This is a genomic window from Novosphingobium sp. B-7, assembly GCF_000410615.1.
In the GTDB taxonomy this organism is placed as follows: domain Bacteria; phylum Pseudomonadota; class Alphaproteobacteria; order Sphingomonadales; family Sphingomonadaceae; genus Novosphingobium; species Novosphingobium capsulatum.
In genome coordinates, this window is record NZ_KE148498.1 from 1 (window position 1) to 15,112 (window position 15,112).

Genomic DNA, 15,112 nt, shown 5'->3' on the forward strand with positions numbered 1-15,112 from the left:
ATCCAGATCGTCGCGCGACAGCCGCTCATGATCGTCATGGAAAGCCTTTAGCAGCCAGTCAACGACAAGGTGGACCAGTCGGGGCGAACCGGCGTTTGGGCCAAGTCTGGCCACCTCGTCTTCGCCGCCGGTGATCGCGCCTTCCTGGAACCAATGGCTGAGCCCATCGAGAACGATCACTTGGCCTTGCGGGTTATTGGCCAGTGCCAGCCGGGCTTTCGGCGCCTCGTCCGAGGCGATCACCAGCGGATCTTTTATGCCGAAAACGGCAAGTACCGGCCCGTGGATCGCCCGTAGATCAGTAGCCGAGCGCAGATTGCCCGCCCCGCGTGCTTCTTCAGTGTCAATCATCGCCAAGGCGCCCTCGGCCTGCTGGCGGGGAAAGCCGGCCGCCTCGAACCGGTCCACCCCGACGGCGCGCAGGCGCGCGACGGTGCCTGCGTCCTTGCCGTCAATCCGCGCTTGCAGCAGGGTGATCGCCGCGTCGATTGCCGGTGTTGCGACCGCCTCTGATCGGCCCGCTGCGATCATCTGGCGGATCAGTGCCCCGCGCAAATAGGGCAAACCATCGCCCACCGATCCCGCCAGCATCACCACGCCTGCGATCGTGGGATCGGCAGCGGCCACCGCCGGGGCAATCACGCCGCCTTGGCTGTGCCCAACCAAAGCAATGCGGCGGCCGTCTATATCAGGGCGGCGACGCATCGCGGCGACAGCGGCCGCGGCGTCGGCGGTCAGCCTTTCAAGATCCTCTTGGTATATGCCGCTCGATTGTCCGATGCCGCGCTTGTCATACTCCAGCGCGGCGATGCCCTGTTCTGTCAGAGCCTTGACGATTTGCGGGAAACCGCCCCGTCCGTTCGGACCATGCCCCTGGATCAGCACGACCAGCGGAAATGGCGCTTGGCCCGATTTGCTGGGCAGATGCAGGGTGCCAGCCAGCACCACGCCCGGTTCTGACGCGATGCGCACATCGGTGAGGATCTCGGCAGGGCGGAAGCCGGCAAAGGCCCGTGCGGCCGTGGCGGCGCTGGGGGCCCCGCGCAGAAATGCAACGGGGCCCAACTGCACTGCCACCTCAGCCTTGCCCAGCGGCACGGAGAGGGATTGCGGGTTTGTGCTGATGTCAGCCGGCGCAATACCGCTTATGGCCACACGCTTCCATTGGCGGGTCAGCGCCACTTCCTGCACGGCAAAGGGTGCATAGTGTGGCGCGCCCCCTTGCATGGCGATAATGAGTCGCAAAGGCCGTGCTGCGCGCGCCCATAGCTCGGCCGTAATTGGTTCTCCCGCAGCGATTCCACCCGGTAGCGGCATGGTTGCTCCGCTCGACCACGGTTCAACCGGGCGCGCGCCGGGCTGGATGACGACCACGCCTCCACCGGGCACATGCGCATCGCTGTCATGGGCATAGGCAGTGCCATAAACGGCCCAGCCCCCGACGCCGACAACAGGGGCCAGCGCGGCCTGCGCTTGTGCATCAAGGGCGGGCCTTGCGGGTGCGTCAACAGTCGAGAGCACGAGGCCCGTGAGCAGCAGGGCCACGCGTGGCCATCTCATCGCCGATGTGTTTGCCATCGCTTATCCTCTCTTGTTGGTTGCCCGCTCTGTGCGCGCGGCGCCTCTCATCTAGGCCATCCCATCTCCAAAACCCTGGGCGTGCCACAATGCCAGCGCGGACACGGCAGCACATTCTAGTGCCATCGCCGCGCAGGGCTGCGCCAACTTGGCCACACTCACCGCAGCGCAAGCCAACCCCAGCAGCAGCGTCACCATGCCCGCGGCACCCAAACGGGATAGCGCGGCAATGCGCGGCCAATCATGGTCGAGCACCCACCAAGCCAGCGGCACATGAGCAGCGGCCAGCATTATCGTTAGCGCCATCAGCAAGGGGGCCAGGCATTGCGTGCCCACGTTGAGTTGCGAGGTGAAGGTTCCTTGCCCCAGCAGAAAGCCAGCCCATCCCGCGCTGGCATCAACAAAGGGAAAGCCAGACAGCGCCGCCACGGCCAGCAGTGCGCCCATGGGCAACAGCAGCCCAAGGCAAAGCGCATAGCTAGCCAGCGCGAAACGCCCTTCGCTGTGATGGGGCAGCATGCGCCAGGCCGCCAGCAGACAGCCACTTGAGAAGCGCAGTGCTGTCCCGTCTGCCTGGGCCAGGGCGAACTCGGCGCACATCGCCTGCGCCCAAGGGCGATGACGCGTGCCGAGGCTCTGGACAGCCAGCGCAAGCACCAGTCGGGCGAGCTTTGCCCTCACGCTAAAGACGGCGCGCCGCACGGCGCATTCTCGCCCTTGGCATGTTCGTGCGCCAGGCGTAGCCCGGTAGCGGTCAAGCGATAGACGTGCCGCGGTGGGCGCCCAGGGGCTTCCGCCGCGCGCCACTCGGCCTCAACCAGGCCTTGGTCGGTCATCCGCATCAGCAAAGGGTAGATGGTCCCGGACGCCAAGCCGGTGGCCTTCATCAGTTCATATCCGTGCCACCAGTCGGGCGCCTGCGCCGCGAGTGATTGCAGCAACGTAAGCATTTGATGAGAGGGTCGGCGTGTTCGCTTCATTCCTTTTTGCAACATATGTAGACTTAAGAGTCAAGCGCCACTGTCGCGTTCAAGGTATTCAGACAGATTGAACCGAGCGCGTGGCGGGCCGAGGGTATATGGGCCGCAAAGCGGTGGGAAAAATCCTTCGTTCGGTATTTCCGCTGGAGCGGTATCAAAACCCCAGGATCCCCATTCACGTGCTAACTTTCTGGATAAATTAGCGGCGGGTTTTGACGGGCCTATTGATGGGGAGGGTCGTCAGTAATTGCGGCGGGCATCGCCAAGCCGATTGCGATAATCCACAAATGGCCACTAACTGGTTTTCGGCCGCCCTGCATCACGGTGTCGAACTCGCGCGAACCTGTCGCATGATAGGCTATATTTGTCATTCTAACGAATGCGCGCCAAAGTGGTTGCTGCTATGGGTAGAGCCTTCCACAAACGGAGGATCACCCGTGCCAGCCACCTTCCGCCATTTCGCCATCAACGCCGACGATGTTCAGCGTGCTCGACAATTTTACGAAGGGGTGTTCGGATGGAGTTTCAGCCCATGGGGACCGCCCGATTACTACCAGATCAGAAATGCCGGTAGCGGCCTGCTTGGTGCATTGCAGGAACGGCGCGATATCACCGCAGGACGCCCGGCGACGAGCTTCGAACCGAGTTTCGGCGTCGAGGATTTGAAGGCGACCATAACCGCCATCGAAGCAGGCGGTGGCAGGATATTGATGCAGCCCTACCGGATCGAAGGCGTCGGCGAACTCATTTATTTCGAGGACACTGAGGGCAACCTTGTCGGCGCGATGCAATATGATGCCGGAGTCTTCGATTGACCAGCGATGGTTTCGACGTCCGGTCGCTGGCAGCGACCTTTCGTACCGGCGCGCTGGTCGGCGTGCATCGACACCGTTGGGGCCAGCTCATCTTCGCCAGTTCCGGGTTGATGCACGTCACCACCGACGACATGCTGTGGATGGTGCCCCCGACACGGGCGGTCTGGCTACCCGCCGGCTTTCAGCATGGCATCGCAATCAGCGGTGAGGTGGCGATGCGCACGCTTTACATCGCGAACAGTCGCGCTGCGCACCTCCCTTCTGTGCCGGCGGTGCTCGAAGTGACGCCGCTGCTGCGCGAACTCATCCTCCACATTATCACGATCGGCATGCTAGCCTTTGAGCGTCCGGAGCATGACCGGATCGCGGGACTGCTCATCGACCTGCTGCTCAAGGCGAGACCGCAGGACCTCAACCTGCCAATGCCCAGGGATGCCCGCGCGCGTCGGCTGGCGGAACATGTGCGGAATATGCCTGCTGACGGGCGGGACATGAGTGAGCTTGCCGAAATGACGGGAGCCAGCCTACGCACACTGCAACGATTGTTCCCGCGCGAGACCGGGCTGACCATCGAGGCGTGGCGACAAAAAGCGCGTCTGTTGCATGCAATCGCCCGCATGTCGTCCGGCGCCAACGTCACCGAAGCAGCAATGGATTGCGGATACCAGAGCGTCGCCGCTTTCAGCACGGCTTTTACCAGGCAATTCAGGGTGACGCCTGGCCGATATCCCGTCCGCTGACCAGACGGCCGGCGGACGGCCAACAGGCCCTGCAACGTCCCCTTTTGAGGCGGCAATCGTCGACCCATGGAACCCGGCTGCCGGCGGAAGCGCTGACGTTCGCTCCCCCGCTTCCGTCGCTGATCACATGGTAGCGCGTGACAATGGGACCGGTCGTCCGTTGCTAATTTTCGCCGTGTGAACCTATGGCCGGTTCCGACGGCTCTGCCGGCGACTCTGAACGACCGGAATTAGGGCGACTATGCAGGGGGTGGCGATGCGAGACCTTAGCGTTGCTTGCCGACGCGCCCAGTGCGGCCGATCCTCAGGGCGAACGAGACGAGCAGGCGCCTCGTGCGACTCGATCGCCAGATCGGAAGGCGAGGTGCAGGAGGCCTTTCATCCTGCCTCTTCCAGATGGCGCGTATCTGCGCTCGTCGGGACGTCTGCGGTCGAGCTTGCTCCCTTGGATCCGGCCGGGTGGCCAGCTGTCACCCGGGTCTCTAGGTCGTTCAAGCGCACGTCGGCCTTCTCAGCTTCTTCGCCGGCTGCCGTCGCCGCCTTGATGTATCGCCCCGCAGCAGACTCGCTCTGGAACCAAGCGATTTCCTTGTCGAAGGCGGTGGCGGTGCTGTCGCCCAGGGACTGCGCCGCGCCCAAATCGAAAGCGCCGCACTGGTCGAGCTTGGGCCACGTGAAGTGCCGGCTCAGCGCATCGTAGCAGTTCTGGCTATAGATCATCTCGCCGGCGAGACCCTCTGTCTTTGCGACCTGCCTAAGGTGGCTCATGCCGATCAGGACGTCACCCTTACTCAGAGGCGTGATAGGCACGCGCTGCGTACTCTGGGCCTCGATGGCGCTACCGATGGCGTTTTGTGCCACGTCTGTCTCAGCGGATCCCGAGTTCTTGCTGCTGGTGGAGCACTGACCCAGGGCCAGGGCACCGGCCACGATCCCTCCGAAGACCAAGAACGGTCCCCAGCAGCCCGACTTCCCAGGCGCCGCCTGTGTCGGGACGGGAGGCCTCGATGTGGGTACCGGGCGTTGCATTTTCGGATCGACCACAACCCACTCCCAAATAGCATGCCTCCGTTCTTTAGCGTAGAAGTTCACGGGGGCAACTATTTCGCCGCTCATCTCTTTCGTTTGCCAATTTAGGTTTAGGGCGATAATCTATGGTGCCAATTTCGGGGGATACATGCATTTCATTTCTGGGCAAGCTCCGTTCGTTTGGTGCGGAGCCCGTTCCGGCGGATCGGTACGGAGGTGTTGGGCGGACGTAGCATCGGGTGCTTGGCGCCCGCAGCCTAGCCCACGCTGAGCGCTCTCCGATGTTGACCAACATGCCTCTGAGGACCCGCCCGCTCATTGACGGGCACAACCTCTGCGTAGGCGAGAGCGGTAGTTTCTTTCTCGCTTCAGCTTCGGCTCTGGATCGATTGGAGCGTGACAGTCTTGACGAGGTCGACCGGGTGTTCCTGGACTTGAACGGGCACGTCGTCGCTCCGGACGACAGGCTGGCCTTGGCGGCCCGCACGCTTGATCTCTTTTGCCGGTCCTGCCCGGTGAACCAACTCGACTATCTCATTCTGGTGCCTACGCTACGCTGCAATCTCTCCTGTTCCTACTGCCAGGTTTCGCGCGTGGCTGAGGGGCGCAAGGGTTTCGACTGGAGCGAGGAGACGCTGGCAGCTGTGTTCGCCTGCCTGGACGCTCTGGAGGCGCGGCGGGTGAAGATCGAGTTCCAGGGCGGCGAGCCTACCCTACGTCCCGACCTCATCCGCGCCGTGATGGAGCGTTGCAGCCGCTTCGAGCGCTCCGAGTTCGTGATCTGCACGAATCTCCAGAACGTGACCGATGAGGTGCTCGACATCTTCGATCACCCCAGCGTCTTCATCAGTACTTCGCTTGACGGCGGCGCTATGACGCATGGCCACAATCGGACGGGGGATCAATCTAGGACCGAGCAATTCCTCGCCAATCTGCGGATGGTGACGGAGCGCTACGGGCAGACCAAGATTTCGGCACTGCCGACCATCGATCCCGTCTCGCCGCCCGACATCGATGGCCTGATCCAGAGCTATGTCGATCACGGATTCGAGAGCATCTTCCTGAGGCCGATTAACTATCAGGGCTTCGCCCGTAAGCGCCACAAGGCGTCGAGAGAACAGGGCGACGAATGGCGCCGATACTATGAGGCTTTCGTCAGGCGCATCATCCGGCGCAACTGGGAGGATCGCAGCCGGGTGCTAGAGGAGACATACTTTAGCATTGCCCTGCGCCGAATCTTTTATCCAGGCCGCGAACGCCACGTCGACCTGCGCAGTCCCAATCCCATGGGCGTCGACTACATTGTGGTCGACTACGACGGAACCGTCTTTCCGACTGACGAGGCGCGCATGCTCTCACGCTCCGGCGTCATCGACCTGTCCATCGGCACGATCGCGGATGGCTGGGACACGGACGCGCGCGACACGCTCAACCGCCACGCCAGCAACGACGAAGATCCTGCCTGCAAGCGATGCGCCTACCAGCCCTACTGCGGCCGTGACATCATCGACGACATCGCCCGCTACGGGCGGATCGACCTGCCACGCGAAGAAACCGAGTTTTGCCGCCGGCACCTTCACCTCTTCGATTTCATATTCAAGCTGATCTACGACGAGGCTCCCGAAGTGCGCTATTCGCTCGGCCGCTGGCTGCGTCTGCCCGGCACGCCTGAGGCCTTAGGAGATGTGCTTGCATGATCCCTCTCGTTCTGCCCGCGATGAGTGATGCCGAATCCCCGTTCGTCACGCGGCTGCGCTCTGGCAAAGGTCTGACGGACGATGCATGGGATTCACTGATGATAGAAGAGGACGGTGGCGGCGTTACCTATGCCGGAGCCGGTGGCATCCTCGCGATCGATGGCGCGACCGCCAAGGCGCTCGACGGCGATGTCGTTCTTGTACAGCCCCGCCACGGGCGGATGGAACGTATCTTGCGGGCCGGCTCGCCCCACAACACGTTACTGGTGACCGAGCGGTGCGACCAGCTCTGTGTGATGTGCTCTCAGCCTCCCAAGAAGACCCACGTGGACCGTTTCGCCTATCTCGAGCAGGCCTGCCTGCTCGCCGAACCCGGACTGCACATCGGAATCTCGGGCGGTGAGCCGAGCCTCTTCAAGGACAAGCTCCTTTCCATGGTGGAGCGGGTCCTGCGCCAGCGGCCGGATCTCAGCTTCCACATCCTCTCCAACGGACAGCACTTCGCCGAGGATGACGTTCTGCGAATGCGCGATCCGCTCTACCGCAGGGTGAGCTGGGGCGTGCCGCTCTATGCCGCATCGGCTCCGCTCCACGATGAGATCGTGGGCAAGGTGGGAGCCTTTGATGCACTGCAGGACGGCTTTGCTACCCTGCTAATGGCCGGCGCACGCGTCGAGCTGCGCACGGTGCTGGTGTCGTCTAACCTGGCGGCCATGCCCAACCTGTCCAGGTTCGTTGCCTCCCGGCTACGCTTCATCGAGGTCTGGTCCATCATGCAACTTGAGCATATCGGCTTCGCTAAGGGACGCTGGCGCACCCTGTTCGTCGATCACCGCGAGCATTTCGGGATGGTCGGCCGAGCTATCGATTGGGCCACGATGCACGGGGTCAGGGCGCAGCTTTTCAACTTCCCGCGCTGCACCGTGCCGCCTGCCTACCGGGGTATTGCAATCGCCTCCATCTCCGACTGGAAGCGTAAGTATCCGAACGTTTGCTTCGGGTGCTCTGAGCAAGCCAACTGTAGCGGATTTTTCGAATGGCACCCGGACGAAGAGGCCCGTGCAATGGTGGAGCCCCTATGAAGCGCCGCGTCTTTCTCATTCCCAGCTTGTTCGCTGCGGGATTCGGTTCGCAAGATGCCGCTCTTGCCGCGCAGAGCCACTCCAACACGGTCGGTGGCGACGATCCGAACAATGGCAGTGTCATGCGCAACTTCTCGCAAGACCATCTGGTAACGCTGGCCAGCCATAGTAGCCATAGCAGTCACAGCAGCCATGCCAGTCATAGCTCGGGCGGCGGAGGCGGGGGACATTACAGCCACACTAGCCATACGAGCCATCGCTCAAGCACTGGCGGGTATGATGGCGGTGGCTACTATGCGCCGCTGCCATCGGCTCCAGCAGTGCCCACGCCTTCACAGCCCCCGCCTCGGGTCAGCGCACCGTCCATTCAGCCGCTGTTCGACAACACGGATCGGGCCAGCGCACCGGCACCCGACGGGCTACCCGTGCTGTCAGGGCGAACCAAGCGCTTCGCTGCGATCGTCCGCAGGGTGCAGATCGCGCTGCTCGCTCAGGATTTCTACCGCGGCCCCATCAACGGGGTGGTCGCGCCGGCGTTGCGCACCGCTATTCGTGGGTTCCAGAGCAAGAGAGGACTGGAGGCCACCGGAACTATCACGCCCGCAACTCTTGATGCTCTGATGGTCTCAAGCCAGTAGTGTGTCGAATCTGTTCAAACCTTCCGGTAATAGGAAAATGATGTTTTCCTAGAGGGTGGGTTTTTTGCCAATAATGCCTCCCAAGCTGTACAAAGTAGGCCTTCGTTAAATTATAATTACGTGACGATATAGTCTAAGTTGAGTATTTATCTTAATATTATATTTTCGTTTTGAAAAATATCAAACCTCACACATTTTTATCACCGAATGTAAAGGAAGGCATTCAGCGGTGCAATATTAGCCAATGTCCAGCTACTGACGATGGCGTTTGGAGTGGTGACGGCGAGTATCGCGGCGCAATGCGCAAATGGGCAGTTCGCGCTCAGTTGCGCAAATCAGGGCGCGGGCTCCGGCCAGAAAATGAAACGGGCACTCGTGCATGAATGCATCCCCTGCACCTCAAATCCGGGGAGCTTTTTCAAACGTTCAAGCACCGCGCCTTCAGCGGTCGCTAATTGCGGGAATGAAACTCGTGTACGCCCGGAGTTGTCTTTCAGAAGCCTCCAAATGTCCGCTCCTCAAGGGCCGCTGTCGCTTGTCTCGACAAAGACCGAGGCAAGCTCGGTCATCCTGATGCGCTGCTCTGCCTGCTGGGGTGCTCGACAGACAATCTCATCATCTGCCGTGACCTCGACCACGAACTGCGTTTCTGGGTGCTTCATCCTCCGATGCTGCCCAGTTTGTGGGGTTGGCGCAATGACCGCTTTCCACCCAACCCAGATTATTTCTGGGGGCGGTGAAATCAATAAACAAACGACCGCTTCCGGCGTACGAACTTAGGCGCCCGAATGGCCGTTTTTGGGGCGAAATGAGTATGCGCTTCCGGGTAATGACACGCACTGGAAGGCCTTTGCTGACATTGTTGCTGTAGCTTCGACATTCCTACATCGACGCAAATTCGTGTCGCTGTTCGTCCAGTTATGATGGTGCTAATGTCGATGGTAGCACAATGGCTGTTAACCGTGATTTCGCTTCAAAATCGACCTGTTAGAAAGGCAAAAGTTGCGTCTTGTGGGGAATTGGCGTATGGTCCTTTTGAAAGTTTAGCCAAATCATAGCGTTATTGGGCGAAAACTGGTCCTGTAAGCGGCACCACGGGTTTCTTCCCATAAAATCTCAAAATATTGATTTGGCCATATTTTCGGTCGATTTCGTCTTCCGGATGCTCTCGCTTTGCGCCAGAATTTCGCACCGCGGTTTACGCCAGGTGGGGGCATTTCTGGGGGAAACGGGAGCCTGGCAAAAGGCGTTGCCGCCAAATAGGCACGTTTGCTGCTGTGGCTGCCGTCAGGAGAAGTTCTTGAGATCCGGCCACATCTCGGTCAGCGATGGCTTCACGTTTTCGCACAGCGCTATCACCTTGCCGTTTTCATATGCCATGGCATAGCGCGACCAGGTTTGGCCGAGCAGCGTGACCTTGCGGCAATAGGGCTGCATGGCGGCCAGGTCATCCTGCACCGACAGCACGTGGATGGGATGCTGTCCGCGCAGGCCCCAGAGGTAATACTGGTTGTGCCCGCTCAACGCCGGCGGCAGGCCATGGCCGTAGAGATCGAGCGCGGCCGCTTCGCCATAGTTGTCCACCTTGATGGCCGTGACCGCGCGCTCCGGCGCCGGGATGCGGGCCCAGGCGGCATCGACCTGCCTTGCGAAATCGCGCCAGCCCAACTGGTCTGCCATGCTCTGTGGCAAAGCTGTGCCGGCAAAACTGCGCTCTTGCTGCTGCGGCGCCAGCCCGGTTGCCCGCACATAGCGTTCCAACGCGGCTGGTGACAGGATTGGCAGGGCGAGCGGCGCGGCCAGGGCGGCGACAATGACGGCTGCCGTGGCGACCGCCGCCACACCCACTTTGGCCGGCATGCTTTTTACCCAGGGTGCCAGCGCAGTCGCGCCGATCACGAACAAGGTGGGATAGAGCGGCGCCAGATAATAGTCCTTGCCGTGACCAAGGCGCACGATGACGATCACCACGACGGCGCCGATCACCAGGAAACGAAGATCGGCCAGGCGCCTTGCCAGGAACGGGGCCGCCAGGCCGGCGATCCACAGCGGCGCGAACGCCGGGTTCATCACCAGCACCTGGTTGACGAGGAACGGCACGGCATCGACCGCCGCGTTCTTGCCCTTGGCCGCTGCTGCCAATTCCAGGAACGGAAAGCCGTGGGCATATTGCCAGAGGAAGGACGGCACCGCGATGATGGCGGCAATCGCCACGCCGCCCCACAAGGCCGGCCGTCGCAGCAGCACGCGGCCCGGCGTGACGAGCAGGCCGGCGGTCAGGCCGACCATCCAGAACAGCATGGCATACTTGATCTCGAGCGTGAGCCCGACCAGCAGCCCCGCGCCCAGCAACGCGCGATCATCCCCCTCGCGACCGGCTTTGACCAGCAGATAGGCAAGCGCCGTCCAGGCCAGCGGCTCGAACGCCGAGGTGTTGAGCGTGGCAACGATGCCCATCAGCATCGGCGCGAGGGCGCAGGCCAGGCCGGCCATCGCCTGTGCCAGCCTTCCCCCGCCCAGCAGCCGCGCGAAGCGCATCGCCAGCCATACCAGCGCCCCGCCCGCCAGCGCCGTCGGCACACGCAAGCCAAAGGCGCCCCATCCCAGCTTGAACAGGCCAGCGGCGAGCAAGGGCACGCCGGGCGGCTGATCGACATAGCCGAACGCCGGGTGCTGCCCGCAGACGATGAAGTAGAGCTCGTCGCGGAACAGGTCGTACCGCCCCGCAAACAGCAGGTGGAATGCAGCAACGGCAAGGCCCGCAACCAGCGCCAGGCGCTGGTCCGGACATTTGGCGCTGGAAACAGGCACTGTCATCGATCCATTCCTGCGGGCATCAGTTCGAGGGCTCGCCCACGTCGATGCGGTTTCCATCCGGATCGGCGAACACGAAAGCGCGCTGGCCATAGTCCTTGTCGGCCAGGCGTTTGATGATCCGCACACCTTTGCTTTCGCAGATGGCATAAAGTGCCGCCACATCGCTAACGTAGATATGCATGACGTTGGTGGTCGACGGCTTGTGACCGGGCGTGCGGCTCAGGTGAATTTCCGCGCGTCCCTTCTTGAGGACCATGAAGCCGACCGGAGACCCGTTCTCGAACACTTTCTCAAAGCCGAGCACACCCACGTAAAAGTCGTGCGCGGCGTGAATGTCCCGCACGCTGATTCCGGGTGCAGCGCGTCCGAACGTGATGTCTGCGATTCCAGGTTCCGCCATCGTCTTGTCCTTGCCAGGCAGGGGCGGGGGTGCGCGTGCCGATTGCGGAGCGGTGTCCTTGGCGCGGTGTTGAACACCGGCCGATTATCCATGTCAACCAATGGGCTGATCGGCCGGGCAAAGCTGCCGGCGGTCGGGCATGGCTGCCACGGCACCGCGAGTCCGCCAGGTGGCCATGGCATCGTCCATCAAGCCGCGACTGTACAATCGTACGGTTTTTCGCTACGCCGCGTGCGGGACCGGAAAAACCGGCAGGCCGGGAGAGAGGATTGGCTATGCGTATCGGCACCGAATCGGGACTTACAGCCGCAGACACTCACGGCATTCTGCTGCGGCCGGAACACGAGGTCTTGCAGTCGAGCGACTCGCTGGAATGGCAGTCGTTCTATGCCTCGCACCAGCGCGAGGCCCCCTATGCCGACACGTTCGGCGGAAATGACCATCATCTCATCATCGTGCATCTCAATGGCCCGGTGCGCATCCGGCGCGAACTGAGCGGCGAACGGCGCGAGGCGCGGATCGGCACCGGTGGGCTGTTTATCCTGCCGGCGCAGCGCGACTTCGGCGTGGCGCTCATGTCACCGCTGGAGACGGTGCACCTCTACGTCCATCGCAAGCTGATCGCGGCGACAGTGCGCGAACTGTGCGACGACGCGCTGGACTCGGTGGAGTTCCTGCCGCGCATGGGAGAGCACGATCCGCTGCTCGAACAACTGGCGCGGCTGGCCTGCACGATGATCAAGGAGCGGCAATCCGATCTGTTTGCCGACAGCGTCGCCCGCCTCATCGCCGCGCAACTGGTGCGCCACCATGCTCTGGCAAAACGGGTGGAACTGCCGCGGATCACCGGGCTCCAGCCGAGTCAGATCGCCCGGGTGCGCGCTCTGGTTGCAGAGAAGATGGAAGCGCCGATCAGCGTGGACGATCTTGCCCGTGCGGCCAATTTGAGCCCGATCCATTTCGCGCGCCAGTTCAAGCGCTCAACCGGGCGGGCGCCCTATCAGTACATCATCGAGCAGCGGGTGGAGCGTGCGCGCGACCTGCTGCGTGGCGATCTGCCGATTGCCGAGATCGCCGTGCGGTGCGGCTTCACGCACCAGGAACACCTTACCCGGATCTTTGGCCGGACGACGGGCGTTACCCCGGCCGCCTATCGCCGTTCGCTTCGCTGAGCGGTGGCCACTGGGCCCCGGGACGCCCATCCCGGGGCCAGCATCGCCATCAATACTTGATCGCGAAACGGAAGCCATAGAGGCGCGGTGCGCCGGGCGAACCGGCGAACAAGTTGGCATTGGCGTTATAGACGATATCGCCCCACGGACGCTGGTTGCCGATGTTGTTGACGAACAGTGTCGCCGACCATTTATCGTCCTCGCCCGAATACGTGGCCGAGGCCTGGCCGGTCCAATAGGCCGCCTGCTGTTCGATATCGAGCAGTTCGAACCCGACATAGCTGGACGACTGGTAGCGGGCGTCACCTTGCAGCACGATCTTCGCGGTGCCGATGGGAATGGTCTGGCGCACGCCGAAGTTCATCGTCCATTCCGGCGAACGCAACGCGCGCAGGCCCGAACAATCCACCACCGAGGAGGCAGAGCCCGGCGCCGGGGCCGTCACCGCGCAGCGGGTAGGCGGCGGCGCGGGCGTCGAATAGCGAAAATCGGTGTATTTCGCATTGAGATACTGGATGTTGGCAGTGAGCAGCGTGTTGCGCGCAGCCAGGAACTGTGCCTCTCCCTCGGCACCATAGTTGCGCGAGTTGCCGATGTTTTCGGTAAAGAAAGCCGAAGCACCGTTCGAATCGACGCCAAGATGGGCGATCTGCTGGTTCTTGTAGCGCCAATAGAAGGCTTCGAGATTGAGCTGGAGGCGATTATCGAAAAATCGGTTCTTTGATCCGATCGTGTAGGCCTGGATCGTTTCGGGGCGGTATTGCTGCCGGGTGGGATCGACGGCGAAGGAGAACCCGCCACCGCGATAGCCGGTTTCGACCGAGGCGTAGAGCAGCGAGTGCGGACCCACGTCATATTCCGCACCGGCCCGCCAGGTTGCGCGGCTGTTCTTCTGCTCCATGTTGAGCACCGCGCGGTTGTTGCCCAGGATGCTGGTGGGCGCGGACGGATCAGCATAGATGCTGCTGAATGCCGGAACCGGGCTTGGCAGCGGGCCCACCAGGCCAAGGCTGGAGATCAGCCCGGCCGGGGTCTGCGTATAGGGCAGCACCAGGCCACCCGGGCAGCTGGCCGCAACGCAGACCGCCACCAGCGTCTGCGACGCGCCATCGACGGTCTTGCGATCGCTGGTATAGCGCAGCCCGCCGCTCAGGCGGAACGTGTCGGTAAAGGCCAGCGTCACCCGGCCGAACGCGGCATAGGATGTCGTATCGAGCGCGCCACCCAGATAGTTGGTCAGCGTTTGCTGGGCGAACACGTCGGCGGTTTGCGATTCCTCGCGATAGTAGAACGCGCCGAGCAGGTAGCGGAAGAAGCCGGTATCGGGCGAAGCGAAGCGCGCTTCCACGCTCTTCTGGGTGGTCTTCTCGTCGAACAGGCTGATGAACGAGGTAACCGCGTTAAGCGCGTGCACATCGGCACGGCGATAAGCGGGAATCACGGTCAGCGTGCCGGCAGCGGTAGTCCAGCTCAGCTCGGCATTGACGCCCCAGAACGTGCTGTTCTGCCCTGGATAGGGGGCGAGCGGCTGAAGCGTGCGACCGATCTGGAAGCTGACCTGCTGCGGGAACAGCGCCTGCACCTGCGGATCGTACAACCCGGTGCCGCGATCGGTGGGTGCCGGCGTGATTGCCCCGGTCACAGGATTGCGCACGCCAACCAGGGCCGCGCTGCCACCCACGCCGCCAGCCTTGTAATAATCGGCAGCGATGCGGATCGAGAAATCGCTCGTCGGGCGGAACAGCAATTGGGCACGGGCACCCTTGCCGTCCTCGTCATTGGTACCATCGCTCAAATAGCCATCATGCTTGCTGTAGATGCCGGCAACACGCAGCGCGGCCTTGTCAGACAGCACCAGATTGACATCGCCTTGCAGCACCACCGTGTTGTAGTTGCCGAGCGTGGCGGAGAAATCGCCGGAATTGCCGTCCAGTTTCGGGCGCGCCGGCAAGATGTTGATCGCGCCACCGGTGGCGTTGCGGCCATAGAGCGTGCCCTGCGGGCCCTTGAGCACTTCGACCCGTTCGACATCGTAGAACACGCCGGTGGTAGCGCTCGGCCGGCCGACATAAACGCCGTCATAGTTGAACGCGATCGCCGGATCGCTGAACGAATTGACCGCGAACGTGCCCACGCCGCGCAAGTAGAACAGGTTGGACGAGCC

14 protein-coding genes are annotated in these 15,112 nt (G+C 62.3%); 6 read left to right on the forward strand and 8 right to left on the reverse strand.

The window, feature by feature from the left end; all coding sequences use genetic code 11:
* The 3 genes from H926_RS34340 to H926_RS0122135 all read right to left on the reverse strand — a co-directional run.
* Positions 1–1,182: alpha/beta fold hydrolase (locus tag H926_RS34340; protein WP_237741156.1), on the reverse strand; the 1,182-nt coding region annotated here is incomplete at its 3' end.
* 447 nt (positions 1,183–1,629) lie between these two features.
* Positions 1,630–2,235 carry a hypothetical protein gene (locus H926_RS0122130; protein WP_028658364.1) on the reverse strand — a complete coding sequence of 202 codons (606 nt, stop codon included), beginning with the start codon at positions 2,233–2,235 and terminating at the stop codon, positions 1,630–1,632.
* A gap of 20 nt (positions 2,236–2,255) precedes the next feature.
* Complete coding sequence (locus H926_RS0122135) at positions 2,256–2,573, reverse strand: PadR family transcriptional regulator (protein WP_369974076.1); 318 nt, start codon at positions 2,571–2,573, stop codon at positions 2,256–2,258.
* Positions 2,574–2,995: 422 nt separating this feature from the next.
* Between H926_RS0122135 and H926_RS0122140 the strand changes: the two genes are divergently transcribed.
* Both H926_RS0122140 and H926_RS0122145 read left to right on the forward strand, forming a co-directional pair.
* Positions 2,996–3,373, forward strand: a complete 378-nt coding sequence (locus H926_RS0122140; RefSeq protein WP_022678200.1) for a VOC family protein — start codon at positions 2,996–2,998, stop codon at positions 3,371–3,373.
* Positions 3,370–4,113 (forward strand): helix-turn-helix domain-containing protein, encoded by a 744-nt coding sequence (locus tag H926_RS0122145; RefSeq protein ID WP_022678201.1) that lies wholly within the window; start codon positions 3,370–3,372, stop codon positions 4,111–4,113. Before H926_RS0122140 ends, H926_RS0122145 begins: the two co-directional genes overlap by 4 nt.
* A 378-nt stretch (positions 4,114–4,491) precedes the next feature.
* On the opposite strand, the gene H926_RS0122150 is transcribed toward H926_RS0122145, so the two are convergent.
* Positions 4,492–5,043 carry a hypothetical protein gene (locus H926_RS0122150; protein ID WP_148291856.1) on the reverse strand — a complete coding sequence of 184 codons (552 nt, stop codon included), beginning with the start codon at positions 5,041–5,043 and terminating at the stop codon, positions 4,492–4,494.
* Between the two features lie 392 nt (positions 5,044–5,435).
* Here H926_RS0122150 and hxsB point away from each other — a divergent pair, with 392 nt between their 5' ends.
* From hxsB to H926_RS32015, 3 genes are read left to right on the forward strand one after another with little or no spacing between them, the layout of a single operon-like run.
* On the forward strand, positions 5,436–6,839 hold the full coding sequence (gene hxsB, locus H926_RS0122155) for a His-Xaa-Ser system radical SAM maturase HxsB (protein ID WP_237741158.1): 1,404 nt from the start codon (positions 5,436–5,438) through the stop codon (positions 6,837–6,839).
* Entirely contained in the window at positions 6,836–7,921 is a 1,086-nt protein-coding gene (hxsC, locus tag H926_RS0122160; protein WP_022678204.1) for a His-Xaa-Ser system radical SAM maturase HxsC, read from the forward strand. Before hxsB ends, hxsC begins: the two co-directional genes overlap by 4 nt.
* Positions 7,918–8,559, forward strand: coding sequence for a peptidoglycan-binding protein (locus tag H926_RS32015; protein WP_158442040.1), 642 nt, complete (start codon positions 7,918–7,920; stop codon positions 8,557–8,559). Before hxsC ends, H926_RS32015 begins: the two co-directional genes overlap by 4 nt.
* Before the next feature lie 518 nt (positions 8,560–9,077).
* Here H926_RS32015 and H926_RS33865 read toward each other — a convergent pair.
* The 3 genes from H926_RS33865 to H926_RS0122180 all read right to left on the reverse strand — a co-directional run bounded on the left by H926_RS33865 (position 9,078) and on the right by H926_RS0122180 (position 11,776).
* Complete coding sequence (locus H926_RS33865) at positions 9,078–9,221, reverse strand: hypothetical protein (RefSeq protein ID WP_022678206.1); 144 nt, start codon at positions 9,219–9,221, stop codon at positions 9,078–9,080.
* A 625-nt stretch (positions 9,222–9,846) separates the two neighbouring features.
* Positions 9,847–11,376: a glycosyltransferase family 39 protein gene (locus H926_RS29855; protein ID WP_022678207.1), complete on the reverse strand. Its 1,530-nt coding sequence runs from the start codon at positions 11,374–11,376 to the stop codon at positions 9,847–9,849.
* 19 nt (positions 11,377–11,395) lie between these two features.
* Positions 11,396–11,776, reverse strand: coding sequence for a glyoxalase/bleomycin resistance/extradiol dioxygenase family protein (locus H926_RS0122180; protein ID WP_022678208.1), 381 nt, complete (start codon positions 11,774–11,776; stop codon positions 11,396–11,398).
* A gap of 275 nt (positions 11,777–12,051) precedes the next feature.
* Here H926_RS0122180 and H926_RS0122185 point away from each other — a divergent pair, with 275 nt between their 5' ends.
* Complete coding sequence (locus H926_RS0122185) at positions 12,052–12,948, forward strand: helix-turn-helix domain-containing protein (RefSeq protein ID WP_022678209.1); 897 nt, start codon at positions 12,052–12,054, stop codon at positions 12,946–12,948.
* A 49-nt stretch (positions 12,949–12,997) separates the two neighbouring features.
* Here the strand turns inward: H926_RS0122185 and H926_RS29860 are convergent.
* On the reverse strand, positions 12,998–15,112 hold a 2,115-nt coding region (locus H926_RS29860; RefSeq protein ID WP_043610980.1), incomplete at its 5' end, for a TonB-dependent receptor.

Excerpts from the sequence above, each read along its gene's own strand:
- H926_RS0122135 (WP_369974076.1), bottom strand. The coding sequence starts at position 2,573 with ATGTTGCAAAAAGGAATGAAGCGAACACGCCGACCCTCTCATCAAATG.
- hxsB (WP_237741158.1), top strand. The coding sequence starts at position 5,436 with ATGCCTCTGAGGACCCGCCCGCTCATTGACGGGCACAACCTCTGCGTA.
- hxsC (WP_022678204.1), top strand. The coding sequence starts at position 6,836 with ATGATCCCTCTCGTTCTGCCCGCGATGAGTGATGCCGAATCCCCGTTC.
- H926_RS32015 (WP_158442040.1), top strand. The coding sequence starts at position 7,918 with ATGAAGCGCCGCGTCTTTCTCATTCCCAGCTTGTTCGCTGCGGGATTC.
- H926_RS33865 (WP_022678206.1), bottom strand. The coding sequence starts at position 9,221 with ATGAAGCACCCAGAAACGCAGTTCGTGGTCGAGGTCACGGCAGATGAT.
- H926_RS29855 (WP_022678207.1), bottom strand. The coding sequence starts at position 11,376 with ATGACAGTGCCTGTTTCCAGCGCCAAATGTCCGGACCAGCGCCTGGCG.
- H926_RS0122180 (WP_022678208.1), bottom strand. The coding sequence starts at position 11,776 with ATGGCGGAACCTGGAATCGCAGACATCACGTTCGGACGCGCTGCACCC.
- H926_RS0122185 (WP_022678209.1), top strand. The coding sequence starts at position 12,052 with ATGCGTATCGGCACCGAATCGGGACTTACAGCCGCAGACACTCACGGC.